The organism is Enterococcus hulanensis (assembly GCF_005405485.1).
GTDB lineage: Bacteria > Bacillota > Bacilli > Lactobacillales > Enterococcaceae > Enterococcus_A > Enterococcus_A hulanensis.
In genome coordinates this window covers 1-25,308 of sequence record NZ_BJED01000017.1, presented here as the reverse complement: position 1 = coordinate 25,308, position 25,308 = coordinate 1, and the positions used below count along the sequence as shown (strand labels likewise).

The window sequence follows — 25,308 nt, the reverse complement described above, 5'->3', positions numbered from 1 at the left end:
CAGAAAGAGTGACGACACATGAAAAAAGTAGAATTCTCTCCATCACTAATGACGATGGACTTGGATAAATTTAAAGAACAAATCACTTTCTTGAACGATCAGGTAGATTCGTATCACATTGATATTATGGATGGACATTATGTGCCGAACATTACGCTCTCTCCGTGGTTTATCGAAGAGCTGCGAAAAATTACCACACTGCCGATGTCGGCCCATTTGATGGTGACTGATCCCAGCTTTTGGGTTCAGCAGCTAGTCGATCTGCACTGCGAATGGATCTGTATGCACGCCGAAGTGTTAGACGGCTTAGCCTTTCGTTTGATTGATCAAATTCATGATGCTGGCTTGAAAGCGGGAGTTGTTTTAAATCCTGAAACACCGATCGAAACGATTTTCCCTTATATTGAACTCGTTGATAAAATTACGATCATGACGATCGATCCAGGCTTTGCCGGACAGCGTTTTATCGAAAGCACGTTAGATAAAATCGTTGCACTACGAGAATTACGAGAAGAAAAAGGCTATGACTACGTAATCGAGATGGATGGCTCTTCCAATCGCAAATCCTTCAAACGAATCGATGCAGCCGGCCCAGATATCTATATCGTTGGTCGCAGCGGACTATTCGGCTCAGACGAAGATATCGCTAAAGCATGGGATATCATGGTTAATGACTATGAAGAAATGACTGGGAAAAAACTGACTTATATAGAAGCAAAATAATTTTGAACACTTGGAGTCTTTCGGCTCCAAGTTTTTTGTTAATTTTTCCAAACACGAAACAACCCTTTTGTGATATAGTAAACAATAATGTAAACGCTTTAAAAAATGGAGGGATTGAATGGAATATCGCGGACCAATGCTGGTAGTAAAAGATATGGAACGGTCAAAAGTGTTCTATCGAAAGTTTTTAGAAGTAGATATTATTTCTGATTTTGGAGAAAATGTGACGTTTAATGGGGGCTTATCGCTGCAAACGGAGGAATCGTGGATTCGCTTTACCGGTTGTGACAAAGAGATATTCAACTATAAAAATAATACAGTGGAATTCTATTTTGAGACGAAGGATTTTGACGCCTTCATTGAACGGACTAAAGGAGAGGGATTAGAATTCTTGCGAGACGTCGCAACGATGGAATGGGGACAAAAGGTTGCCTGTTTCTACGATCCCGATAAGCATGTAATCCAAGTCGGTGAAGATCTGACCGTCATGGTGAAACGATTGGCGGCAGAGGGAATGACCGTAGATGAATTAGGTGAGAAAACATTTTTAGGTAAAGAAATCGTCGAAAATATGTTAAATAGCTAAAAAGGTGAAGACCGCCGCGGTCTTCACCTTTTTTTTAATTTTCAAATTGGGCTTGATGCAGTTCATAATAACGACCTTGCTTCGCTAATAATTCTGTATGGGTTCCTTGCTCGACGATATTTCCGTCATTGACGACCAAAATCAAATCAGCTTCACGGATCGTTGAAAGGCGGTGGGCAATAATGAAGGAGGTTTTATTCACCATCAATTTCCCCATAGCCTCTTGGATTTGCAATTCTGTTTGCGTATCGACATTTGACGTGGCTTCATCAAGAATCAAGAGCTCGGCGTTTAAAAGCATTGCCCGAGCAATCGTCAGTAATTGCTTTTGCCCTTGAGAGATTGCTAAGCCATCTTCCGTCATCACAGTGTCATAGCCTTTTGGCAATTGCGCGATGAAATCATGGATGTGGGCGGCCTTTGTTGCTCTGATGACATCTTCTAAAGTGGCTGTTTCATTCCCGTAGGTCAGATTTTCAAAGATCGTCCCAGTAAAGAGCCACGTATCCTGCAAGACCATCGCGTATTGCTTGCGCAAGCTAGCGCGAGTCGCTTCTTTGATATTTTGTCCATCCAAGTAGATCGCGCCGCTATCAGGATCGTAAAAACGCATCAATAAATTAACGATGGTCGTTTTTCCAGCACCAGTCGGACCAACGATGGCCACGACGCTGCCGGCAGAAATATCAAAGGATAAATCCTTGATCACCGGCTGTTTTCTTTGATAGCTGAAAGAGACATGGTCAAAGCGAATATCTCCGTGGGCTTTTTCAAAGACATGAGCATCCGGCACATCTTGGACTTCTGGTTCTTCATCCAATAGCTTGAAGATTCGTTCAGCCGCTGCGATAGAAGATTGCAGGTCGCTGAAAATATTTGCCAGCTCATTGATCGGACCAGAGAATTTCCGTGAATATAAGACGAAAGAGGAAAGCTTCCCTAATGTTAGGTGACCATATAAGAATAGAAAGGCACCTAAAATACTGATCAATGATAGTGACACATTGTTGATGAAGTTAACAGAAGGGCCGGTCATACTGCCGTAGTATTCCGCGTTGTAATACGCATTCATGGCTTCTTCGTTTTTCTTGCCGAAGCGAGAAATCATGGTTTCTTCCTGATGATAAACCTTGGTCGTTTGTTCCCCAGATAAGAGCTCCTCTGTTAACCCGTTCAATTCACCTAATTTAGCCGAACGTTTCCGGAATAAGGGTTGGAACTTATTGGTCAAAAAGCGCGTCAATAAAATCGAAGCCGGTACTGTCACTAAAAAGATCGTCACCATTAATGGCGAGATTACTAGCATCATGACAAAAGATCCGATGATCGTTACTAAACTGCTTAGGACCTGCACCGAATCACTCGCTAAAGAAGTATTGATCGTGTCGATGTCGTAGCTCATACGGCTGACGATATCCCCAGTTTGATGCTGGTCAAAATAACCGACCGGCAGCGAAACGATTTTGTTAAATAGATCCTTCCGTAGACGAAAGGCGATTTTTTGACTCAAGTAGATCATCAAGCGGCTGATCCCGTAGCTTAAAATCGCAGAGGCTAAATAGAAGCCCACCATCAAACTACAATAGAAGAAAACTTTTTGGAAGGCGACGTTGCCTTTACCAATCTGGATCGCATCAATGGCGTAACCAGACAGCAGGGGACCGACTAAAGCAAATAAATTGCTGGCGATCGTCAGGATTACGGCTAAAAACAGCAGCCACTTGAAATGGTACAGATATCCCCACAAACGGAGCAGCGTGCCTCGGCGTGAATCGTTATTCTTCAATGACTTGCCCTCCCGTCTGTCCTTGGTAAATTTCTTGATAGGTTGGATTTGCGGCTAACAATTCATCATGCGTACCGTAGCCGATCATTTTGCCCTTATCCAACAATAAAATTTTATCCGCATGTTGAATTGAGCTGACCCGTTGAGCGATCAAGATTTTTGTTGTATCACCAAAATGTGTTCGCAGCGCTTTTCGCAAATTGGCATCAGTGTGGTAATCCAACGCACTAGAAGAATCATCTAAAATCAGCAAAACCGGTTGACCGATCAGTGCCCGCGCCAGCAGCACCCGCTGCTTTTGTCCGCCGCTAAGGTTTTGACCTTTGGCTTCCAAATGATGCTCGAGGCCATCCGCTAATTTATCGATAAACTCGCGAGCCTGAGCATCGTCAATTGCCTGCTGAAGTTGTTCCTCGGAAAATGTGCGGCCAAATAAAATATTCTCCCGAATCGTATCAGCAAAAAGCACATCCTTTTGCAAAACCGCACCGATTCTTTGGTGCAGAGCATCCAGCGAGTAATGTTTAATCTCTTGCCCGTCGAATAATATCTGCCCAGCGGTTCGGTCGTATAAACGCAAAATCAAACTGGCGATCGTGGTTTTTCCGCTGCCGGTAGCACCCATGATCCCTAAGGTTTCACCGGGCTTAACGCTGAAACTAATATTTTCAATCGCCGGTCCGCCGTCAGGATAGGCAAACGTCACATCATCAAAAACCAATTTTGTAGAAGTTGGTTTTCTTTGATCGATAGCTCCGGGAACTACTGTCGGTTTCTTGCGTAAAACTTCATTGATCCGATTAGCCGAAGCCAGACCGCGAGAATACAAGACGAAGATCCGCGTGATGGAAAGCATCGCATTCAAAATAATCGTGAAGTAAGTCAAGAAAGCCACGATGACGCCCGGTTGTGTCAAGCCAGCGTTCACTCGATAGGCACTGACGACGATCACTAATGTCAGACCTAAGTTTAAAAATAGATCCAACAAAGCAGGGGAGGCAGCCAGCGTAACATTTGCGGTTGTTTCAGCATTTACTAACGACTGATTGACGTTTTCGAAGCGTTGACGCTCGTAGGCTTCTTTGGATAAGGCTTTGATCACTCGTGATCCGGTCACATTTTCCCGTACCGTCAAAACGAGCTGGTCGACTTGCTTTTGCAGCTTGCCGAAGAGCGGAACGCCCTTTTTAGAAATATGTGTCACCATCACGAAGACGATCGGCATGATTGCGACTAATACTAATGTCAAAATCGGGTCCAATGTGGTGGTAATCAATATTCCACCGACTAAAAGGATCGGTGCGCGAATCCCCATCCGCATCATAACTCCCAAGGTCAAATGGATATTGTAGGTGTCAGATGTTACACGTGAAACTAGAGAGGACACTCCGACATCTTCAATCTGCGTCGTATCCAAATAAGTAATTTTATGGAAGAGATCCCCACGAATGTGCTCGGTCGTATCCTTTGCGATCCGTGAGACCATCCGATTGGCGACGATATTTGCCCATAAAGCAAAGGCAGAAGCTACCAGCATCACACCGCCCCAAAAAAGAATCTTCTTGGGATCTTTTTGCGGGATGACTTGGTCAAGGATATACGCCAAGTTCCATGGAAGAACCAATTCCATCATGGTTCCTAAAAATTTAATGATCACGCCTAAGGTTACCCGAGAACGATAGGGCTTCAGGTAGTTAATTATTAATTTCATTTTTGCTCCTCACATAGTTGTTTGATTCTGTATCAGTTCATAAAAAACTTTGAAGGCTTTATTTTCCTCCGCACATTTCCGTTTCGGCCTTTTCCATGATGGTTTGTAAACCAGACAAGACGGCTTCTTGCTGTTCAGCCGGAATTTCAGCTAACAACGTTTGGTTCCAATTTGCTAAAATCGAACGAATTTCTGTTTCTAGTGCCAAGGATTTGTCTGTCGGAAAAATTCTTAACCGCCGGGCATCCTTTTGATCGCTTTGGCGAATGATAAAGCCCTTTTGTTCCAACTGAGCTAATTGGCGTGCGACATTGCTTTTATTGATGAATATCCTGCAGGCTAATTCCTCTTGCGAAATCCCTGGTTCAGCACAGACACTTAGGATATACGCGTGGTGCATCTCCCCTAAGCCCAGCTTCTTGAACTCCTTTTCGCGGTACAAAGCCGACAGCCGTGAGATGCGATTGACCATTTTAACAAAAGAATCCATCTAAAAAAATCCTCCTCGGTATTTCTCATTAAACAAGCACATACCAGTATAAAAGAAAAATGTTGCGGGCGCAACGATTATGAGCTGAAAGTTTCCCAATAGGCTGCTTTGAGATTTTTCAACCGATTTTTTCTAAAGCCATGTGCAATAATTAACATTCTTTACACAACCATAACAATCTTTATTTTAACTTTGCATAAACTTGATCGTGTCTTTACACTGCATCGGTATACTTTTTATCAAAGGATGTCGATGTGCTAGTCGCTTTTTGCTTTCAACAAGTATTGGCGAAATGGGCTCCTTATTACGAAAAAAGGGGAAATAAGTGTGCTAAAACTCGAAAACATCACGAAAAAATTTCAAGAGACGACGGTGCTGGAAAATATCAATTTGGAAATTGCGTCTGGCGAGATCGTTTCTATCTTGGGTCAATCTGGTTCTGGTAAAACAACTTTGCTGAATCTGATTTTAGGTTTAGAGGAACCTAGCGGAGGCGAGATTTTCTTTAATGGAAGTAATATTACACACACGCTGATGGAAAAGCGGCCGTTCAACATTGTCTTTCAAGACTATGCGCTGTTTCCGAATTTGACGGCTTATCAAAACCTGACGTATGGATTGCGCAACAATAAAGAATGTTCGACTAAAGCAGAGGTAGACGAGTTGATCGAATTGCTGAATTTGGAAAAGCATTTAGAAAAACCAATCCATCAATTATCAGGCGGTCAAAAACAGCGGGTCGCTCTAGGCCGAACGCTGGTGATGAAGCCGCAGCTGCTTTTATTAGATGAACCATTGAGCGCCTTAGATGGGGTCATCAAAGAATCGATCAAAGAAAAAATCCAAGAGATTGCTCGCAAACTGCATCTAACGATTGTGATCGTTACTCATGATCCAGAGGAAGCCCTGACGATGTCTGACAAAATCGTCGTTCTTGATGAAGGGAAAATTGCGCAGTGCAGTTCGCCGATTGAGATCATGAGCCAAGCTTCATGTCATTTCGTCGAAGAATTTATCGTCAATCAATTAGCGATCAAACAGCATAACATTCAACAAATTTTTCAACAATCAATGAAAAGAGCGGCATCATGAGAATCACAGTTTCATTGAAAAAGCTGATCAGCTGGATCGTATTGGCATTCTTCTTTCTGTTTTTAGCTTATCCGATCATTCAAATCATCCTGACAGCTTTTTCGCAAACAGATAAAGCTAGTCTGGATATCTTTAATCACGATTGGCGGATTTCCTTTAGCAATAGCTTGAAATATTCGCTGGCCGCAACTAGCTGTTCGACGGTCCTAGGCTTTTTACTCGCTTATGGGAATAATTTTACGCGAATCAATCGGAGATTTTTGAAGCTGAATGAGAGCATCCTGCATTTTCCGATGCTTTTACCAACGATCACTTATGGATTTGTCCTTATTTATGCTTTTGGCAAGCAGGGATTATGGAGCAAGGTTTTTCAACAGGAACTGTTCCACATCTATGGCTCCATTGGTATTTTATTGGGATTTATCATTTATACGCTGCCGCCGATTTTTATTTTGATCAATAATTCGATGAAATATTTGGATACGCAGTTATTCATCGTTTCTCGCTTGATGGGGGATAGCTGGTATCGTTCACTTTATAAGACGATCTTGACGCCATTGACACGGGTTTTGGCTGTGGCTTTTTTGCAGGGGTTCTTCATGTCCTTTACCGATTTTGGGATTCCTAGTGCGGTGGGTGGGCAAACACCCTTCATTACCACACTGCTATATGAAGGTTTTATGGGGACGATTCCGAACTTCCAATTTGGCTCTTTAGTCGCTTTAACAATGCTATTGCCGTCGATCATTAGTATTTTGATCCTGAATCATTTGCAAAAGAAGGTGGTCCGTTACGAACGGCCGCGGCAGGCAGTAATCAAAAAGAATGATGTGAGGGATTGGTGCTTCCAACTGCTTTTTGTCAGTATCTCTCTGTTTATTTTAGGAGTATTTGCGGTCTTGATTATTATTCCAATGGTAACGAATTGGCCGTATGACCTAAAGCCGACCTTAAACAATTTTGCACAGTTTATCCAAGATGACAGCTTGGTTCTAACTTTGAAAAATTCTTTGCTAATGGCGTTATTGACGGCTGGGCTTGGAACGGTCATTGCTTATTTGGCAGCGATTTTGACTTCTAGAGAACGTAAAATCTATAAAGTGAACCAGATCATTGACAGTATCGCGACGATCACGAATTCGATTCCAGGAATGGTTCTGGGTGTTGCCTATTTATTACTATTTAGCGGCAGCCAGCTGCATAACACCTTGCTGGTTTTAGTTATTGTGACGATCGTCCATTATTTTTCGACACCCTATCAGATGGCTAAAGAAGCATTGCAAAAAATGAATTTGAACTGGGAGAATACCGCCAAATTAATGGGGGACAGCTGGTTAAAAACAGTCTGGCGAATTTTGATTCCCAACTCCAGAGTGACGATTATAGATATTTTTGCCTATTACTTTTTCAATTCGATGGTCACGATCAGCGCGGTGATTTTTTTAACCAGCGCCAATACGATGGTTATTACCGCCAAATTGAAGGAACTGCAGCACTTTGGCCGCTTTAACGATATCTTCATGCTTTCGTTGTTCTTACTGATAATCAATTTAATTATGCAGGGACTTACCCAACTATTGAAAAAAATGTCCGTTTCACATTTACCAGTTCGACAAGCGAAAAGAAAGCTAAACACAAAAGTAACTACTATTGTACAAAGAAAAAAAGCTTAAAAATTAATCCACTAATTTGAAAAAGGAGAATGATGAATGAAGAAAAGGAAACTAGTTGCTTTACTAGGTAGTCTGCTGTTCCTTCTATTATTAGGAGGCTGCAGCAAAAGTAATGCGGCGAACGAGAAAGTCACCATCTACACCAATGCCGACGAAGAGCCGGTGGAAGTGATTAAGAATGTTTTAGACAAAAATGGCTACAAAGGCAAATACACGCTGCAATCTTTTGGAACGTCGGAGTTAGGCGGCAAACTTCTAGCAGAGGGAAAAAATATCGAAGCTGACTTAGTGACGATGAGTACCTTCTATTTAAATAGTGCTCAAAAAAAGGAAAAGATGTTTAAAAAGCTGGACCTGTCTGTCGATTCATTGACGAAGATTCCTGACTATACCGCGCCTTTCACGGTACAAGAAGGAACGATTTTTTACAATACGGATGTTTTAAACGAACTGAAGCTGCCGGTTCCTACAAGTCTAAAAGATTTAGCAGATCCTAAATACAAAGATGCGATATCCATCTCGGATATCAAGCAATCTTCTACCGCATGGTTATTGTTCCAAGGCTTGGTTGACAGCTATGGAGAAGCTGAAGCCAAAACGATCTTAAAAGGAATCTATAAAAATGCCGGAGATCACCTAGAAAGTTCTGGTTCTGGTCCTTTGAAAAAGGTTCGCCTAGGAGAAGTCGCGATTGGTTTTGGACTGCGGCATCAGGCAGTCAAAGATAAACAGGACGGATTGCCGATTGATTTTGTTGAGCCATCAGAGGGGACTTACACGTTGACGGAATCTCTGGCGGTGGTTGATAAAGGGGAAAAGACGAATCCAGAAGCAGAAAAAATGCTGAACCTGATCTTAGAAAAAGGCCGCAAGGATTTATTGAAGATTTACCCTAGTGCGTTATACGAAGGAGAAACGGTTAACTCGGAACAAGTAGCGAAGGATCAGAAAGTGTTCCCAGACGAATTAACCGCAGAATTATTAGAAAAACACCAAAAATTGGTAGATTAAGGAGTTCAGTATGGAATATAAATTATTAACCCCTGGACCATTGACGACGACTAAATCAGTTAAGCAGGCTATGATGGTCGATCACTGTACGTGGGATCAAGAATATAAAACGATCACTCAAGATATTCGTCAGAAACTATTGACCCTAGCAGGAGTAACAGATACGGAATATACCACGATCTTGATGCAGGGCAGCGGCTCATTTGGGGTGGAATCTGTCTTGAGTTCGGTCATCGGAGAAGAGGATCATGTATTGATTTGTGTAAATGGTGCCTATGGTCTCCGAATTGTCAGTATGAGCGAACGCCACAATCTGACCTACACAGTGTATGAAGTTGCTGAGGATGAGATTCCTCAAGCAGAAGCTATTACGGAAATTCTTAAGAATGATTCTTCTATCACAGCCATCGCAATGGTTCACAGTGAAACGACTTCCGGTATTCTAAATGAGCTGGAAGATATTGCGCAGCTGGCTAAAGAAAATGGACTGCTGTTTATTGTTGATGCGATGTCTAGTTTCGGCGGGATTCCCATTGATGTTTCCGGGCTGTCGATTGATTTTTTGATCTCAAGTTCAAATAAATGTATTCAAGGAGTTCCGGGCTTTTCCTTTATTTTAGCGAAAAGAGATCAGTTAGAAAAACGGCGTTATGCTCGAACGGTGTCATTGGATCTTTATGACCAATACGAAACGATGGAAAAAGATGGGAAGTGGCGCTTTACTTCGCCAACTCATACAGTTCTGGCATTTCAGCAAGCATTGAAAGAACTGGATGAGGAAGGGGGAATCTACCAGCGCTATATGCGGTATTTGACCAATAATCGACTGCTGCGGCAAAAAATGGAGGAGTTGGGATATCACCCCTTTATCAAGCAGTATCAAGGACCATTTATCACGTCTTTCCTGTTTCCAAAGCAAGCGTCCTTTGATTTTGACAATTTTTATCAGCATTTGAAGGAGAATGGTTTTGTGATCTATCCAGGGAAAATCAGCACAGCAGACTGTTTTCGGATTGGTAATATTGGTGATATCTATCCTGAAGATATTCATCGTTTAGTTAAGGTGATTGAAAATTATGCGGAGGTGGCGTATGTCAGTTAATACAATTATTTTAGACTGGGCGGGAACGACCGTTGACTTTGGCTGTATGGCTCCGGTCGAAGCTTTTAAAAAAGCATTTGAAAATAAAAAGATCGAGCTTACGTATGAAGAAATTCGAGAACCCATGGGAATGCTTAAAATCGATCATATCAAGCAGCTGCTTTCGCTTGATAAAGTAAAAAAGCAATGGTTGGAGCTGTATGGCCGCCCCTCAGTGGAAGCCGATGTATTAAGTATCTATCAAGACTTTGAAAAATATTTATTTGCAGATCTGGCGGAAAACAGTCACCTAAAACCAGAAACCAAGCAGGCGATGAAAAAAATCAAGCAGCTAGGCTACAATATCGGTTCGACTACCGGTTACACTAAAGAAATGATGAACGTCGTTTTTGAAACGGCTAAAGTCGAAGGGTACCATCCGGACTATGTTGTGACGCCGGATGATGTGGACTCGTTGGGTCGCCCCTATCCATTTATGATTTTTGAGAATATGCGCTATTTTGAAAATCATTCGATGGAGGAAGTGATTAAAGTCGGAGATACCATCTCTGATATTAAAGAAGGTAAGAACGCTGGCGTCTTGAGTATCGCGGTAACAGAAGGCAGCTCGGAGATGGGGCTTTCGTTGGAAGAGTATAAAAGTCTTTCAAAGGAAGAGATGGAACGTTTGAACCAGCTGACAGCTGAAAAATTCTACCAGCATGGCGCCGATTTTTGTGTAAAAAATTTATTGGAGTTAGCAGAGGTTTTACAAGAGCATTCGACGATTCAAAAATTGCGCGGGAAAAAAATCGAAACGGTATTTGATTAGAGCAAAGCATCGACTTTTATAGTCGGTGTTTATTTGTTTTTTAGGAAGAATATAACGATTGAATGAATTACCCAAAAAGTGAATAAAAAAAACAAAAAAAGAATTTTTGTCTTGCAGTTCTATTTACAGCTTTGAAATATAGCTAGATGTAAGCAAGCACAGAAAAGAAAGCGGATACATGCGCGTGGATTGCTTATTTTTACCCAAAAATTAAATTTTATATTTTAAAAATGGCTGAGACATTCCTTATAAATGCGGGTAGAATAATATTGTAACCAATGGTGTGCGTAATGAAGGTGTTTTCTCTGGTTTATGAGACTATCGAAGGATTTCATTTTGAGAATTTTTAGAGTGGTCAATTGTCTACTATTAAAGTACATAAAAAAACAAATCAAATAATATACATAAGAGATCCGGTCATTGTAATTTTATTACTGACAGCATGCTGAAGGTTGATGGGTACTCAATCAATGAATCATGTTGATAGCATCTTTCCTTATCAGGAAAAGCCAAAATGCCGCGAATCAGTGAAATATTGTGACTTATCAGATGCTAGTTAGAGTCTTAGCGATGAGCGGCGTAGGATGATCAGCATTCATTGGTAACTTGTAAAGAATGGATGCATCATTATCGAAGTTTGAATCAAGGATGCGGATTATTGTCAGCATCCTTGATTTTTTTTAAATCATTGGTTGCCCCAGTATTTTTAAAGAATACTTAGCTTGATTTAGGAATAGAAAGAAGGGGAAATGTTCATGAAAAAGATTGTTATGGCAATTTGTGGGGTAGCAGTATTTTGTTGGGGAGTAGCTAGCTTGCGCAGCGGGGCACTAAAAGCTGATAACTTACTTCAAGAATCTTCTGTCGTGGAGATGACAGTTCCAGAAAGCTCAACTGTGGCAGAACCAGCGCCAGCTGTACCGGAAACTCCAGCTGAGCCGGCAGAAAGTCCAGAAACTCCGGCGCCGGAACCGCCTGTAACTGAGCCGCCTGCTGTGCCAGAGGCCCCGGTGGAACAAGCGCCAGAAGAAAATACGCCGGCAAAGGAGCCTGTTCCGGAATCAACGCCGGAAAGCAGTACGGTTGAACCGCCGAAGAGTGAAAGTTCGGCCACTGAAAGCACGACTAACGGAGAAACAACGAGTGAAAGTTCAACTGGCGGGACTACTACAAGTCAAACGTCCAGTTCAACGACACCTAGTACTTCTACAAGCGATACTTCAACTTCTAGCAGTACTCCGAGCAGCACTACCAGCTCAAGCAACGATGGTTCGACAGGGACGACGACAACTAGTTCGTCTACACCGCCACCAGCGACTAGTCAGGAACAGCCGCAACCGAGTACGCCGTCGGTTCCGACGTCACCAGGCTCGATTCAAAATCCGTCACCAAACACGCCAACACCGCCGGCACCAAGCGAACCTAAAGTTCAAGCTAGCACCGCTGTTATCCAAGATACACCGGATGCTTTTTCTGAAACCAGTACCTTACAACTACCAAGTGAATTGAAGACAGCCGAAGTCGCTCAATCAGATTTGAAAGGCTATGAGCTGCCCTTGCTTTCTAGTTTTGAAAATAAAGCACATGCGGCATTGATCTATGATGGAATCAAAAAACTTGGGGTTGAACAAGAGCAGGATTTCAATGTAGAGCAATTAGCGGCTAAGCTTTACAGCGATCTTTTCGCGATTGAAATCACAGGAACACCTGAAAAGCAGACGGACGAAATCAGTGTCGGCAGTTTGCTTTATCAAAAGAAAAATAATCAGCTTGAAATGATCGGGGTATACATCGGCAAAGATTATTACTTAACGGTTGAGGATGTAGAAGTAGAGGCTTCCGCGGATTCAACAAATACCGAAGACGCTGATGCAAAAGAGGCTGATCCGAACGAGGATAAAGAAACTACTGAAGATTCAGCCGAAAAAGAAAAGCAGCGGCAGGTCGTTTTGCAGCCGATGGATATTGATGAAGAGCTGTTAGTGCAGGCTTTACCAGAGGTTACTTTGACTGAATATGGTCAAACTACCTTGGCAGAATACCCTGCTTCGATCAATTTCACCGAAAATGAAGCGTCGAAGAAATTCATTTCGACGATTGCGGAAGATGCACGCAAGCTGGGACAAGAATATGATGTTTTTGCATCAGTAATGATCGCTCAGGCATTATTGGAAAGCGGTTCTGGCAGCAGCAGCTTATCGTTGCCACCGAACTATAATCTTTTCGGAGTGAAGGGAACCTATCAAGGACAAGCCGTCTCCATGGCGACTCAAGAAGATCGCGGAAATGGGGATCTGTACTCGATTAATTCCGCATTTCGCAAGTATCCAAACTATGCCGCTTCATTAGGTGACTACGTTCAATTATTACGCGGCGGCATCTCTGGCAATGACGGGTACTATCAAAAAACTTGGCGTTCGACTGCGAAGAATTATTTACGGTCAACCCATGCGCTGACGGGGACTTATGCGACAGATACATCTTATGATAGAAAGTTGAATTCGATCATCGCGGTCTACAATTTGACGCAATACGATCGTGTAAAAGTCGATCAGTCATCAGGGGTCTTTATTAAAGGTAAAGATGAGATCCCAGAAGAATATCGCTCTATGATGCGCTATCCGGATTATAACGGAGTCAATTACAATACCTCAGGTTCGTATCCAGTTGGACAATGTACTTGGTACGCCTTTAATCGTGTGAAACAGTTAGGAAAGAGCGTTGACGACTTTATGGGCAATGGCGGTGAATGGGGAACAAAAGGCAAAGCACTGGGTTACGAGGTTAGTCGCGAACCTAAAGCAGGCTGGCTGATTTCCTTCACACCGGGTACGGCCGGGTCAGATCCGCGCTATGGTCATGTAGCTTTTGTTGAGGCAGTTCGACCAGAGGGGATTTTGATTTCAGAAGGTAACGTATATGGAGGTACGGTGATTTCCTATCGTGTGATCGACGCGAATTTAGCGAAATCTGATTTAGTAACTTATATTAAAGCAAAATAAAGGGGTGCCATTACTCATGGCAAATAGGCGACACGAGCACGCAGAGGATCCGCCGCATGACAGGAGGGCAGTCATTTTAACCATCGTCCTTCTTATCATTTTATCTGTAACGATGCTGTTTGTTATGAGAGGACAGTTACAAAAGCGCTACAGTGTTCATACAATTTCTGGGACTTCGATGATTCCTACGCTCACTGAAAGGGATCAGGTTCTAGTGAAAAAAAATGTTCAAATCCAACGCTACGATATTATTACGTTCTCAGTTGATAAGGAAGAGGGGATGTTTGTCAAACGCGTGATTGGTTTACCCGGCGACAGTATGTTTGTCCGAAATGATCGAATGGTTTTGAATATCGGCGAACAGGGTGATTTTGAAACAACGAACACGTTTCACCTATCGCCGACTGTGGCAGATGAATTTCAAACGTTAAACAGAATTCCAGAGGATGTTTATTTTGTGATCGGGGACCATGTCGATGTTTCTAAAGACAGCCGGACGTTTGGGTTTGTTCATCGGAAGTCAATCGAAGGCACTGTCCAATTCCGTTTCCCAGCGATTCATCTCGCTAAAGTAAAAAACTAAAAGAAAAGGGGAAAACACGTGATAATCATTAATTGGGTTTGCGTAGGGCTTATTATTATAGTGCTCCTAGTGTGGTTGTATCGAATGATTATCAACGTTCGATTGCAATTGATTAAGCCGCCGCGAGATGCTTCGGCGACTTTTCAGCGAAAGTTGGATTACGTCAAGCAAATTCAACAATCAAAGCATATATCGGCGTTATTATTCGTCACCTTCTGTTTAGCAGTAGTCCTTTTTTTGAATACTTTCAGCCTGTTTCAAGTGCAGGATCAGCTATATGCGGCCAATGAACAAAACAGTACGTTGAGAGATGATGTTCAGGTGATGAAGAAGGAACAAAAGAAGCTGATCAATAAGCTGCCGGTCAAAGAGTACCCTAAAGAAGGGCTTGGCCTGCAGGATTATGCATGGGATGAATTATTCACCGATGAAAGTCGCGAAAAGCAATACGCGATGGAGAGTGATCTTTCCAACAAACTCAGTCCTTATTTTGGTTTGCCGACGACCTTGATCGTCTTAGATATACCGACCCAAACGTTGAACATTGCTCTGGCGGGAGATTTGACTAGTGAAGATAATCGGCAGCAAATTAAAGATAATATCAAGTCGTTTGCGGCTGAAGCAGAGGGGGTAGTAAATCTGACACAGATCACCTTCCAGCTGAACGTAAGGGATGGCGAGCAGCAGAAACAAGATTATAGTTGTACTTTCTCTCGTGAGAATGGAGAAGATAAATTTGTAATGATTCAAGAAGAAGACTAACGGAAAGAAGGGAAAGCAATGGTAGCACAACAAAAGAAGAGCGGATGGTTTTTCAATAAGAACATTATCGATGAAATCAATTCCGTTCCGGAGGAGAAAGTGGAAAATGAAACGCAGGCACCAACACAAAATCAAACACCAACCCCAGCACCAGCGCAGCCAAAATCTGCACCTGCATTAAAAATGGTTTCTGATAACACTGTTCCTGAGTCGCCGGAAAAACAGGCAGAAGAAATCAAAGAACTGAAACGTTTGATTTTTGAAAAGGAGCAGGTTTTACAGAAATATAAAAAAGAAATGACGGCTCAGACCCAGCAATTGACGAAGGAAAATGAAAACTATCGTCAATCAGTTTTACGAATGGGTGAGGAAAAGGCGCAAAACCGTCGTCAAATCCAAGACTTGGAGGCAGAGGTTCAACGAGCACGCCAAGAAGTTCAGCGACTAAAAGAAACGCAAGAGCTGGATAATTTGAAACAGCAATTAGAACAAGTGCAGGAAGAAAACAAAAAACTGAAAGATTCAGTGGAACATTTAGCTACAGTTGAACAGGAGCTGGAAGAAATTCACGAAGAACATCAAGCGCTGGTTGCTCAGCAAAAAGATGAAGAAATCCAACGACTTGAAAAAATCCATCAACTGGAAGGTCAAATCAATGACCTTATTGCGGAGATCAATGAGAAGGACGAACAGTATTCTCAATTAGATAAAGTAATCGTTGAGAAGGATCAGGCGATGGATCGAATGATCGAAGAACAAGCAGCCAAAGAAGTTCAGGCAAAGGAAACGAGTGAACTACGTGAAAAGGTTGCGCAGCTCCAAGCAGAAAATGAGCAGTTGAAGCAAGATGCCGTTTCGACCCAGCAAGAAATTGGGGAAGTGTTGATTTCAGCACGGAAACAAGCCAATCGGATGGTAGAAAAATCTAAGATGGACGCTCACAGGATCATTGAAGAAGCTAAGAGAGAGTTGGCCTTAATCAATGAACAGGCGAAGGAAATTTCCGACGAAGTGATCGAATCACGTCAATCTGTATTGTCACTGTACGAAGAGATGCAAACCCGAGTAGATATCCTTGCGCAAGGAAAAATGCAGGAAAATGTCATCAATTCCGAAGATTAATGAATCATTTTAATTAAGGTATCGGCAGGTATTGGCTGATACCTTTTTTGGCGTGCACCTAGAATCTTAGGCAGATTGTTTTTAGCGTTTGAAAACGCTATACTTTAAAGTGATTAGGATAAAAATATCTACCAAATTTTTTATCAATTAAAGGAGCGGATGAAATGAAATTAGCGATCATTTTGGAAACAAAGGAGCACGAAAAAGCGTGGAATGCCTTTCGCTTTGGTGTGGCTGCCCTGAAGAAAACGCATGAAGTTAAATTTTTCTTGATGGGAGAAGCAGTAGAAGTCGAAAGCATCGAAGACGAACAGTATGATGTGCCAGCTGAAATGAAGAAGCTGGAGGAAAATGGCGGAGAATTATTGGCCTGCGGGACTTGCTTAAAATCTAGACAATTAGAAGATCAGACCTCTTGTCCGATCTCAACGATGTTTGATTGCGTGGAAATGGTGGAGTGGGCAGACAAGATCGTGACATTCTAATAAATAAAATCCCTGACTTGGATCATCAAGTCAGGGAATTTTTTAGTTATTCAACTGATTTAAGCTGGCAGCCATTTTTTTGTTGTCGTATTTGGAATAAAAGTAGAAGGCAATGATATGCAATATCAGGGTCAATAATAGTACGCCAACAAAGAATGGGCGGATAAAATCAAACATTTGAACGGAGTAAAGGTAGACGCCTGCATAGGCACAAAAGGTATTAACCAGTGTACAGATAATAATGTTAGTCGATGCCTTCAAGGTTGAATAGTTCCATAAGTAGGGATAGATCACACCAAATACTAGACCGACCAAGCTGCTGATCCCGATCAAGTGCCAGGTATAAGTGAAGGGGATCTGTGAAAATAAATCGGTGATGGAACAAAGAATCGTGATCCAAATCAACGATCCGAAAGCGGCTTGGAAGAAAGAATTTTTTAATTGTTTGAACATGAAAGTCTCTCCTTAATATTTTTTGCATAGTGGCGGCTGACGACATAAGTAGTATCGGTTTTAGTTTGAACTTCTAAGCGGGCGTGTTCTCCTAATTGAAAAGATTGGATACTGCTTAGATTTAAAATCTGTGAATTATTGATCCGATAGAAGTTTTCCTTCTCTAGATTGATCAGTTCTTTAAGACGTTTTTGCATGAGATAGTTCTGCTGATTCAGCAAATTTACTTTGACGAGATGTCCCATCGTTTCGAATGATTCGATTTGATGTAACGGTAATTTAACGGAGCGATTATTTTTTGGATCAATCGCTAGGATTTCTTGTTCTTGATTTAAGTGTTTTTCAAGGTGCAGCAGCCTTGGTTTATTTTCCGGATTTGCGAAGATATCTATTTCGTTTAATGCTTTTTCTTTCACCCAGGTAAAGTTGATATTCATGTGTTTCCTCCTTTGTGACTTTAGCATAGCAAGGATTTGCTACAGAAAGAATCTTTTTTTCGTTTGTTGCATTAAAAGATGTGTTTGTTGCAAAAGGAGTCCGCTAAATTAGGAATGTCAAATAATGCTTGCGCGATAAAACCAGTAAGCAAGCGGGGCTTTCTAGTATAATTAAAAAAGAAATTCTATCATTAAATTAAGAAGGAGGGATCACTGTGATTGCTGAAATTTTGAAGGCGCAAAGAAAAAAGCGGGGACAGACGCAACAAGAAGTGGCGGAGATTTTTAATGTGACTCGCCAAACGGTCTCGAATTGGGAGAATGAGAAAAATTATCCTGATATTCCAACGCTGGTGGCTATCAGTGATTATTATGAGATTTCTCTTGATTATTTGATGAAAGGAGATGCGAAGTACATGGCTAAGATGGCAAACGAGGCGAGGCTGCTGCAGACGATCCGGATCGGATTGTTTTCAGGAATCTGTGGGGGAGCGCTGCTGATCTTTTCAATTATTAGTTTTTTGACAGCGTCCAATGGCGGCAGACTGGAAAATATTATCCCAGTTCAGCTTTTGATCGTGATCGCTGCGATATGGTTGTGTGTGATCCACTTCAAAAATCTGAAGGAGGAAATGGCTGCTCCTATTCGAACGGCCGCCAGTGTTTTCTTATTAGCGGCTTTATTTGTGACACTTTTATGTTTGATGATTTTCATTCTTGCAGCGATGGGATTGATTCATTTCTGATGGTCTTGTTACAGGTATTTCAGTAAGCGTTTTTATTGCATTGGCTAGATGAGGGGCATATATTTAGCATGTAATACGTGAATCCCGAATTTTCTTTATTGGAAGAAAGTTTAATGATAGATAGCTACGAAGAAAGAAGGAATCTAGTCATGTTGAAGATAGTTGAGAGAGAAGCGGTGACGGTTCATGGATGGCTGACGACCTTGCAGCCGTCGAATTCGCCGGAGGAATTGGCTGAGATGAGCAAACAAAAAATGCGAGCTAAAGAAGAGTATGCCTCGAAAATTGAGGGAGAGCTGTTGGCTGTGAATGCGGTGATCGATGGGGATCAGTGTTATCTGATCGGTGATACCGAAACAGCAGAAACACGTCCCTCGGAGTTCGAGCTGCCCGCTGGAACTTACACATGCTTTGACTTGAGCTACACAGATCAAGTGGAGCTAGATCAATTAATCGGTCAGAGTTACGGCGAATTGATGCAAAATGAGGCTTATCAAATTGCCGGTAATTTTAATTTAGAGGAATATACAAGTGTCGGAAAGCTGTCATTCTATGCGCCAGTTAAGAAAAAGGCACAATAGTAGACGAAGGGATTCACTTTGAAATAAGGGACTGCTAGGCGTTGATCGTTTAGTGGTCTTTTTATTGTCAAAAAGAATTAAAAAAATAATATTCAGCGATGATATAGTAAACGCTATCGTGAAAAGGTATACTAGTGATGGAATTCACTTAGGTGGAATGAAGCAGGAGGTGAGAAAATGTTTATGCAGCGTTACTGAGCGTGAAGATCGCTAAATCTTAGAGTTTCTAGGACAGCTAACAGAATAGACAGACTTTCTCACCTCATTTTTTTCAATAATTAGTGGGTTTATTTGTGATTGGAAAATGAGGAGACATACTAACTGGTATGCCTCTTTTTGTCGTGCACAAAAAGTGCTGTCTGTTTACTAACGTTCGTATTAAAAAGCATTCTAATCGAATGAATCCAAACTATCTATGAAATTTAAAAACAAGTTGGAGGGTAAAAATGAGTAAGATTGATTTGCAACAAGTAGGGTTTGGTACTTTGGCGATTCATGCCGGACAAGAACCGGACCCAGCGTATGGCGCATTAGCAACACCGATTTATCAAACATCGACGTTTTGTTTTGAGTCCGTTGAAAAAGGAAGTCAAGTTTTTGATGGGGAAGTTCCGGGATATGCTTATTCTCGTGGCGGAAATCCAACCACAACAGCATTAGAAAATAAGCTAGCTGCTTTAGAAGGCGGTGAAGCGTGTATTGCAACGGCTTCTGGTATGGGTGCAATTGGTTCGGTTTTCGTTGGATTGCTGCAAGCGGGGGATCATGTGATTAGCGGCGAATGTATTTATGGGTGTTCATCACTCGTTTTAAAGAATACATTAACGAAATTTGGTGTGACGACTACATTTTTAGACACTAGTGATTTAGTTGCAGTGGAAACGGCGATTCAAGAGAATACAAAGATGATCTACTTTGAAACACCAACAAATCCAACCTTGGAGTTAACGGATATTGCAGCAATCTCTGAATTAGCGCATCAGCATGATATCAAGGTTGTTGTCGATAATACATTTGCGCCGCCGCCAATCCAATATCCATTGCAGCTGGGTGCAGATATCGTGGTTCATAGCGGTACGAAATACATCAATGGGCATGGTGATGTAATTTCTGGTTTTGTGATCGGAAATGAAGAGGATGTCACGACGATTCGCAAGGATGCTGCAACGAAACTGTGCGGCTCAACACCGAGTCCGTTTAATTCATTTTTGGTATTGCGTGGTATGCAGACTTTGGAATTACGGATGGCGCGTCATTGTGAGAATGGTCTGGCGGCCGCAAAATATCTTGAGGATATGCCTTTTGTCGAAAAAGTTTATTACCCAGGCTTAGAAAGTCATCAGCAATATGAACTGGCTAAGAAACAGATGAATGACCAATTCAGCGGTATCATGGCTTTTGAATTAAAAGAAGAGATTAATGGCATGGACAGCTTTACTGCTTGTAAAAAAGTTGTGAACCAATTGAAGGTCGCTTCAATCGCTGTGAGTCTCGGCGATCCGGAAACTTTGGTACAGCATCCGGCTAGTATGACTCATGGGAATATGCCAAAAGAGGATCGGGAAAAAGCAGGTATCAAAGATAATTTGATCCGTTTATCTTGTGGATTAGAGAATAAAGAAGATATCATTGCCGATTTTGAGCAAGCTTTTGCCGTTTTAAAATCATAGATACTTTGAGGTAAACGAGTGTTTTTCATAGGTGAAATGAAAAAGATATTTTAACTGAGAAAGGAGAAGTATGGAGCAGATAAGAGTTACCGACGTTTCATTTGCGTACAAGGAAGTCCCGAATCGATTGATTTTGAAGGACATTAATTTGGAGATAGAGTCGGGCGAGTTTGTTTGTTTATTAGGACAATCGGGTTGTGGCAAGAGTACCTTTTTAAGGTTGTTAGCAGGATTAGAAATGCCAACATCGGGAACTCTCACCATAGACTCTATACCGATTAAAGGGGCAAGTTTGGAGCGCGGCGTAGTTTTTCAAGACTACGGTTTGTTTCCGTGGATGAGTGCTGGTGAAAATATTTTGCTGGCATTAAAACAAAAGTATCCGCAAAAAGACAAAAAGGAATTAAAGTCGCTTATTTTAGACATGTTCGAAAAGGTTGGTTTGGCCCCATCTGTTTATAAAAAATTGCCAAAGGAACTTTCGGGCGGGATGAAGCAACGATGTGCAATCGCGCGTTCATTGAGTGTCGATTCGCCGATTTTATTGATGGATGAACCCTTTGGAGCTCTTGATGCGGTGACACGGGCTCGATTGCAGGATTTGATTTTAGATTTGTGGTCAAAAGAAGAAACGAAAAAGACGGTCTTTTTCGTAACTCATGATGTGGATGAGGCACTCCTTTTAGCCAATCGAATCGTTGTTTTGGGACAGTCTCCAAGCAATATTATTTACGAATGCCGAATTCCTGAGGAAAAAAGAGCGACCCGTGATACCCAGTTTGAAAATCTAGAAGTTTTAAAGCTGCGTAACACGTTAATTAAAAACATTAATCGTGATGTCGAGAAACATATTGAATAGGAAATGTATTAGGAGGAGAAACATGAAAAAAAGATTGATTGCTTTATTGGCACTAGCCACATTGGTTTTAGGGTTGGGTGCCTGCGGCGGAAATTCAGCGAAGATCGATAAAACGGACTCTAAGGCAGAAAAAGGTGAGTCTAAAAAAATTACTTGGGCTCAAGGAAATAGTGGGAATGTGTTGGTAAGCATCGCTAAAGACAAAGGCTATTTCAAGGAGCTGGGTTTGACGATTGATGAGGTTCCATTGGATGAAGGACAGTTGGAAGCCGTTACGACTGGACAAGTAGACATTGCTTCTAATTCAGGAACGTGGACACCTGTACAAATGATTGCGGCTGGAGATGACATGGCGATCATCGGCGGCTTCATGCTGACTGGTTCGATGCCAATCATTGCTGCAGAAGATGCAGAATGGAATGGGCCTGAATCTTTATTAGGCAGTAAATACGGAGATACGATCTCTCGTTATGCGACCTTGCATGAATTATATGAAAAGGGTCATGATCTAGAAAAGGAAATCGAATTTGTCGATATCAGTGATGATGACGAAATCACCGCAATTCAAAAAGGTGAGCTTGATTATGCTGTGATCGGTACTGGCAAGATGTACCAAGTCCAAAATACTAAAGGCATCAAGATTGTGGACTACTGTAGCGATATTACTCCAAATTATTCATGCTGCAGGATGGTTGCGCGGGATTCATGGGTCAAAAAAAATCCTGAGACGGTTAAATTATTGAATGAAGCTTTGATTCGTGCGCAAGCCTATTTTGAAGCAAATCGTGAAAAATGTGTAGGCTTGATGGCAGAGCAGTTAGGAACCGATGAAGAGTATGTTGAGGCCTACATGCTGAATGAACACTATCGTATCAATCCGGATACGGTTAAGAATATTGTCATGGATAATTACAAATATATGAAAGCAGTTGGCGGAATTGATCAAGAGGACAAAAACGTGAAGCTTGAAGACCGGATTTACTCTGATCTATATAAGGAAGCGTTGGATAATGCTGTAGAAAAATACAGTGACGAAGATCCAGAGTTTTATAAGAATGCCGTTGAGTTCTATGAAGAGAACAATTTATAGCCGACTAAAGGAAAATATAGATGAAAAAAATTAGTCTATTCATCAAAAAATATTGGATCACTTTTCTGATTTGTGTCGGTTTTGTCTTTCTATATAAGTATGTTTCGGACAATAAAATGTTTAACGCCTTAATGTTTCCGCCAATTGAGGATATCTGGGAAGCTTTTGTTAAGGATCGCGATTATGCAGTGCTTAATCTACTGTACTCATTAAAGCTTTTGATTCCTTCGATTTCGGTAACGTTAGTGATTGCCTTGGGTTTAGGCGTGTTAGTGGGGATGAATACACGATTGCGGGAGATTTTGCACCCAATCATTTATGCCTTCAGTTGTGTGCCATCAATATTACTATCGCCATTTGTCGTTTTATTAGCTCCCGATTTTTGGTGGGCATCAGTCATTTTAATCGTCTATGGGACGGTTTGGGCCACACTTTTCGCGACGATTACAGGTATCCAAACGATTGATAAACGTTATTTGGATAACGCGGCGACATTGGAACTGCATGGGGCGAAGAAATTTTTTAAAGTGATTTTGCCTGCTGCTAGTCCGTCGATTTTATCAGGCTTTGTCAATTCTCTGCGCAGCTCTTTCGTGATGCTGGTTTATGCTGAAATGTATGGCGCAACTTATGGCTTAGGATTTTATGTCAAACGCTATTCCAGCCTAGGAATATACAAAAATATGTGGGGCGGCTTCATCTTCATGGTATTAGTGTTAGTGTTGGTGATGCAGATATTTGAGAAAATTAAGAATCGATTGTTGAAGTGGACAATTGATTGACCCGTAATTTAAAAAGAGTCGAAAGGTTGATGAGTTCTGTTAAAGTTACTCATCGACCTTTTTCTTTGGAATAATCAGTCTGATCTAGGTTGAACAGCTTAAAAATAGGGGAAATTTCTATCAAAAGTACCAGCAAAAATTCTTTTTTTTAATAACGTCGAATATAATCGGATTATATTAAAATTTTTGTTGAATTTAAGTAAATGAGAGCGTATACTCGTGATTATTGGGTGTTTGAAAAAAATATTTTTTTAAATAAAAAAAGATAACAGATGTTATCTCTTTTTTATCGCACTCAAACAGACAAATGGATTGAAATCAGGAGGGAAAAGAATGCGCAGGGAAAAAAATAGATGGCTGATCGCCTTATCAGGAGTAGCGATTCATCTGTCTATCGGTTCAGCATACGCGTGGAGTGTATTTAAAGAACCGATCAAAGAATTGACGGGATGGGACAAATCGTCGATCTCTTTTGCATTTAGTTTAGCGATTTTCTGTTTAGGAACATCAGCGGCGTTTATGGGGAAATTTGTGGAGAAATTTGGCCCGAGAAAAACCGGAACGGTCGCATCGATTTTATTTGGTTTAGGAATTATTTCGACTGGGTTTGCCATTTCTAGTCAATCATTGCCAATGCTGTATCTGACTTACGGAATTATCGGCGGGATTGGTTTAGGAGCGGGGTATGTTACACCTGTGTCAACAATGATTCGCTGGTTCCCGGATAGAAAAGGCTTGGCTACCGGACTTGCTATCATGGGCTTTGGTTTTGCTTCCATGATCACCGGACCGATCGCCCAACAATTAATGGTGCGTGTCGGTGTTTCTAATACCTTCTATATTTTAGGGGTTGCTTATTTCTTAGTGATGTTCACTGCTTCGCGTTATTTGGAAAAACCGCCAGTTGGCTGGACGCCGGCAGGCTTTGAAGCGCCAGAACCAAAAGAAGAAGTGAAGGTCCAATACAGCGGTGTGCAATTGACCGCCAATCAAGCAATCAAAACCAAAACATTTTGGTTATTATGGTTTATGCTATTTTTAAATATTACTTGCGGAATCTCGCTTGTTTCAGAAGCTTCGCCAATGGCTCAAGAAATTACCGGAATGTCAGCTGGAATGGCTGCTACGATGGTCGGTGTGATGGGTGTCTTCAACGGCTGCGGCCGCTTGGTTTGGGCGCTGATTTCAGATGTCTTAGGTCGAAAAAATGTCTTTACGATTCTTTTCGTGATCGATATCGTCGTTCTATTGAGTTTATCAGTAGTAAATTCACCGTTGCTGTTTGCAGCATTGATCTGTCTATTGATGACTTGCTACGGCGCAGGCTTTTCGATCGTGCCCGCTTATATCGGGGATGTTTTCGGTTCGAAAGAAGTCGGTGCGATTCACGGTTATATCTTAACTGCTTGGGCTGCGGCCGGAATGTTTGGCCCAATTTTCCTAGGCAAGGTTACTGAGATGTTCCATTCTTATACGAATGTTTTACGAATCTTCGCAGTTTTAGCGTTGGTTGGTTTCACGGCTTCGATGATTATTCGTGCGGCGATCAAAGGATTAGCTAAAGCGAATACGAATGAGGGTGCAGCAGGGGCAAACTGTGACAACACTAAAAAAGCGTAAAAAGTAAATTTAAAGCGATTGAAATCAATTTGATTTCAATCGCTTTTTTTTGACTGGCGGATTTACACTTTAAGTGCAACACAAAAAAGACTCATAGATGATTTCCTTGTAAAATAGTAATTGCGAGATAA

24 protein-coding genes are annotated in these 25,308 nt (G+C 41.7%); 19 read left to right on the top strand and 5 right to left on the bottom strand.

Features of this window, described 5'->3' with window-relative positions; all coding sequences use genetic code 11:
* Window positions 1-18: 18 nt before the first annotated feature.
* Both alsE and FFR60_RS17065 read left to right on the top strand, forming a co-directional pair.
* Window positions 19-723, top strand: a complete 705-nt coding sequence (gene alsE, locus FFR60_RS17070; RefSeq protein WP_137665070.1) for a D-allulose 6-phosphate 3-epimerase — start codon at window positions 19-21, stop codon at window positions 721-723.
* A gap of 118 nt (window positions 724-841) precedes the next feature.
* The gene (locus FFR60_RS17065; protein ID WP_137665069.1) at window positions 842-1,309 is read left to right on the top strand and encodes a VOC family protein; all 468 of its coding nucleotides are present in this window, start codon (window positions 842-844) and stop codon (window positions 1,307-1,309) included.
* A gap of 34 nt (window positions 1,310-1,343) precedes the next feature.
* Here FFR60_RS17065 and FFR60_RS17060 read toward each other — a convergent pair whose 3' ends face one another.
* From FFR60_RS17060 to FFR60_RS17050, 3 genes are read right to left on the bottom strand one after another with little or no spacing between them, the layout of a single operon-like run.
* Complete coding sequence (locus tag FFR60_RS17060) at window positions 1,344-3,095, bottom strand: ABC transporter ATP-binding protein (RefSeq protein WP_137665068.1); 1,752 nt, start codon at window positions 3,093-3,095, stop codon at window positions 1,344-1,346.
* Window positions 3,085-4,806 (bottom strand): ABC transporter ATP-binding protein, encoded by a 1,722-nt coding sequence (locus FFR60_RS17055; protein WP_137665067.1) that lies wholly within the window; start codon window positions 4,804-4,806, stop codon window positions 3,085-3,087. Before FFR60_RS17055 ends, FFR60_RS17060 begins: the two co-directional genes overlap by 11 nt.
* A gap of 58 nt (window positions 4,807-4,864) precedes the next feature.
* On the bottom strand, window positions 4,865-5,296 hold the full coding sequence (locus FFR60_RS17050; protein ID WP_088933899.1) for a MarR family winged helix-turn-helix transcriptional regulator: 432 nt from the start codon (window positions 5,294-5,296) through the stop codon (window positions 4,865-4,867).
* Between the two features lie 327 nt (window positions 5,297-5,623).
* On the opposite strand from FFR60_RS17050, the gene FFR60_RS17045 reads away from it, so the two are divergent.
* The 10 genes from FFR60_RS17045 (at window position 5,624) to FFR60_RS17000 (ending at window position 16,939) form a co-directional block, all read left to right on the top strand.
* A complete protein-coding gene (locus tag FFR60_RS17045; protein ID WP_088933898.1) occupies window positions 5,624-6,388 on the top strand; it encodes an ABC transporter ATP-binding protein in 765 nt (254 codons plus the stop codon).
* Window positions 6,385-8,061 carry an ABC transporter permease subunit gene (locus tag FFR60_RS17040; protein ID WP_137665066.1) on the top strand — a complete coding sequence of 559 codons (1,677 nt, stop codon included), beginning with the start codon at window positions 6,385-6,387 and terminating at the stop codon, window positions 8,059-8,061. Before FFR60_RS17045 ends, FFR60_RS17040 begins: the two co-directional genes overlap by 4 nt.
* Window positions 8,062-8,097: 36 nt before the next feature.
* Window positions 8,098-9,072, top strand: coding sequence for an extracellular solute-binding protein (locus tag FFR60_RS17035; RefSeq protein ID WP_137665065.1), 975 nt, complete (start codon window positions 8,098-8,100; stop codon window positions 9,070-9,072).
* A 10-nt stretch (window positions 9,073-9,082) separates the two neighbouring features.
* The gene (gene phnW / locus FFR60_RS17030) at window positions 9,083-10,174 is read left to right on the top strand and encodes a 2-aminoethylphosphonate--pyruvate transaminase (RefSeq protein ID WP_137665064.1); all 1,092 of its coding nucleotides are present in this window, start codon (window positions 9,083-9,085) and stop codon (window positions 10,172-10,174) included.
* A complete protein-coding gene (gene phnX, locus FFR60_RS17025; protein WP_137665063.1) occupies window positions 10,164-10,985 on the top strand; it encodes a phosphonoacetaldehyde hydrolase in 822 nt (273 codons plus the stop codon). Before phnW ends, phnX begins: the two co-directional genes overlap by 11 nt.
* Before the next feature lie 755 nt (window positions 10,986-11,740).
* Window positions 11,741-13,987 (top strand): glucosaminidase domain-containing protein, encoded by a 2,247-nt coding sequence (locus tag FFR60_RS17020; protein WP_137665062.1) that lies wholly within the window; start codon window positions 11,741-11,743, stop codon window positions 13,985-13,987.
* A gap of 16 nt (window positions 13,988-14,003) precedes the next feature.
* Window positions 14,004-14,570: a signal peptidase I gene (gene lepB / locus FFR60_RS17015; protein ID WP_137665061.1), complete on the top strand. Its 567-nt coding sequence runs from the start codon at window positions 14,004-14,006 to the stop codon at window positions 14,568-14,570.
* 18 nt (window positions 14,571-14,588) lie between these two features.
* Window positions 14,589-15,332: a hypothetical protein gene (locus FFR60_RS17010; protein ID WP_088933891.1), complete on the top strand. Its 744-nt coding sequence runs from the start codon at window positions 14,589-14,591 to the stop codon at window positions 15,330-15,332.
* An 18-nt stretch (window positions 15,333-15,350) separates the two neighbouring features.
* A complete protein-coding gene (locus tag FFR60_RS17005; protein WP_137665060.1) occupies window positions 15,351-16,454 on the top strand; it encodes a coiled-coil domain-containing protein in 1,104 nt (367 codons plus the stop codon).
* Window positions 16,455-16,618: 164 nt separating this feature from the next.
* Complete coding sequence (locus FFR60_RS17000) at window positions 16,619-16,939, top strand: DsrE/DsrF/TusD sulfur relay family protein (protein ID WP_088933889.1); 321 nt, start codon at window positions 16,619-16,621, stop codon at window positions 16,937-16,939.
* A 42-nt stretch (window positions 16,940-16,981) separates the two neighbouring features.
* Here FFR60_RS17000 and FFR60_RS16995 read toward each other — a convergent pair whose 3' ends face one another.
* Window positions 16,982-17,392, bottom strand: coding sequence for a hypothetical protein (locus FFR60_RS16995; RefSeq protein ID WP_137665059.1), 411 nt, complete (start codon window positions 17,390-17,392; stop codon window positions 16,982-16,984).
* The gene (locus FFR60_RS16990) at window positions 17,377-17,829 is read right to left on the bottom strand and encodes a LytTR family DNA-binding domain-containing protein (RefSeq protein WP_137665058.1); all 453 of its coding nucleotides are present in this window, start codon (window positions 17,827-17,829) and stop codon (window positions 17,377-17,379) included. The genes FFR60_RS16995 and FFR60_RS16990 overlap by 16 nt, the downstream gene beginning before the upstream one ends.
* 215 nt (window positions 17,830-18,044) lie before the next feature.
* Between FFR60_RS16990 and FFR60_RS16985 the strand changes: the two genes are divergently transcribed.
* From FFR60_RS16985 to FFR60_RS16955, 7 genes are all read left to right on the top strand, one after another.
* A complete protein-coding gene (locus FFR60_RS16985) occupies window positions 18,045-18,575 on the top strand; it encodes a helix-turn-helix domain-containing protein (RefSeq protein ID WP_137665057.1) in 531 nt (176 codons plus the stop codon).
* Window positions 18,576-18,724: 149 nt separating this feature from the next.
* Entirely contained in the window at window positions 18,725-19,156 is a 432-nt protein-coding gene (locus FFR60_RS16980; protein WP_137665056.1) for an effector binding domain-containing protein, read from the top strand.
* A 446-nt stretch (window positions 19,157-19,602) separates the two neighbouring features.
* Complete coding sequence (locus FFR60_RS16975) at window positions 19,603-20,826, top strand: trans-sulfuration enzyme family protein (protein WP_137665055.1); 1,224 nt, start codon at window positions 19,603-19,605, stop codon at window positions 20,824-20,826.
* A 70-nt stretch (window positions 20,827-20,896) separates the two neighbouring features.
* Window positions 20,897-21,685, top strand: a complete 789-nt coding sequence (locus FFR60_RS16970) for an ABC transporter ATP-binding protein (RefSeq protein ID WP_137665054.1) — start codon at window positions 20,897-20,899, stop codon at window positions 21,683-21,685.
* Between the two features lie 22 nt (window positions 21,686-21,707).
* On the top strand, window positions 21,708-22,775 hold the full coding sequence (locus FFR60_RS16965; protein WP_137665053.1) for an ABC transporter substrate-binding protein: 1,068 nt from the start codon (window positions 21,708-21,710) through the stop codon (window positions 22,773-22,775).
* A gap of 20 nt (window positions 22,776-22,795) precedes the next feature.
* Window positions 22,796-23,557, top strand: coding sequence for an ABC transporter permease (locus FFR60_RS16960; protein ID WP_137665052.1), 762 nt, complete (start codon window positions 22,796-22,798; stop codon window positions 23,555-23,557).
* A gap of 333 nt (window positions 23,558-23,890) precedes the next feature.
* Window positions 23,891-25,177 carry an L-lactate MFS transporter gene (locus tag FFR60_RS16955; protein ID WP_137665051.1) on the top strand — a complete coding sequence of 429 codons (1,287 nt, stop codon included), beginning with the start codon at window positions 23,891-23,893 and terminating at the stop codon, window positions 25,175-25,177.
* Window positions 25,178-25,308 lie beyond the last annotated feature (131 nt).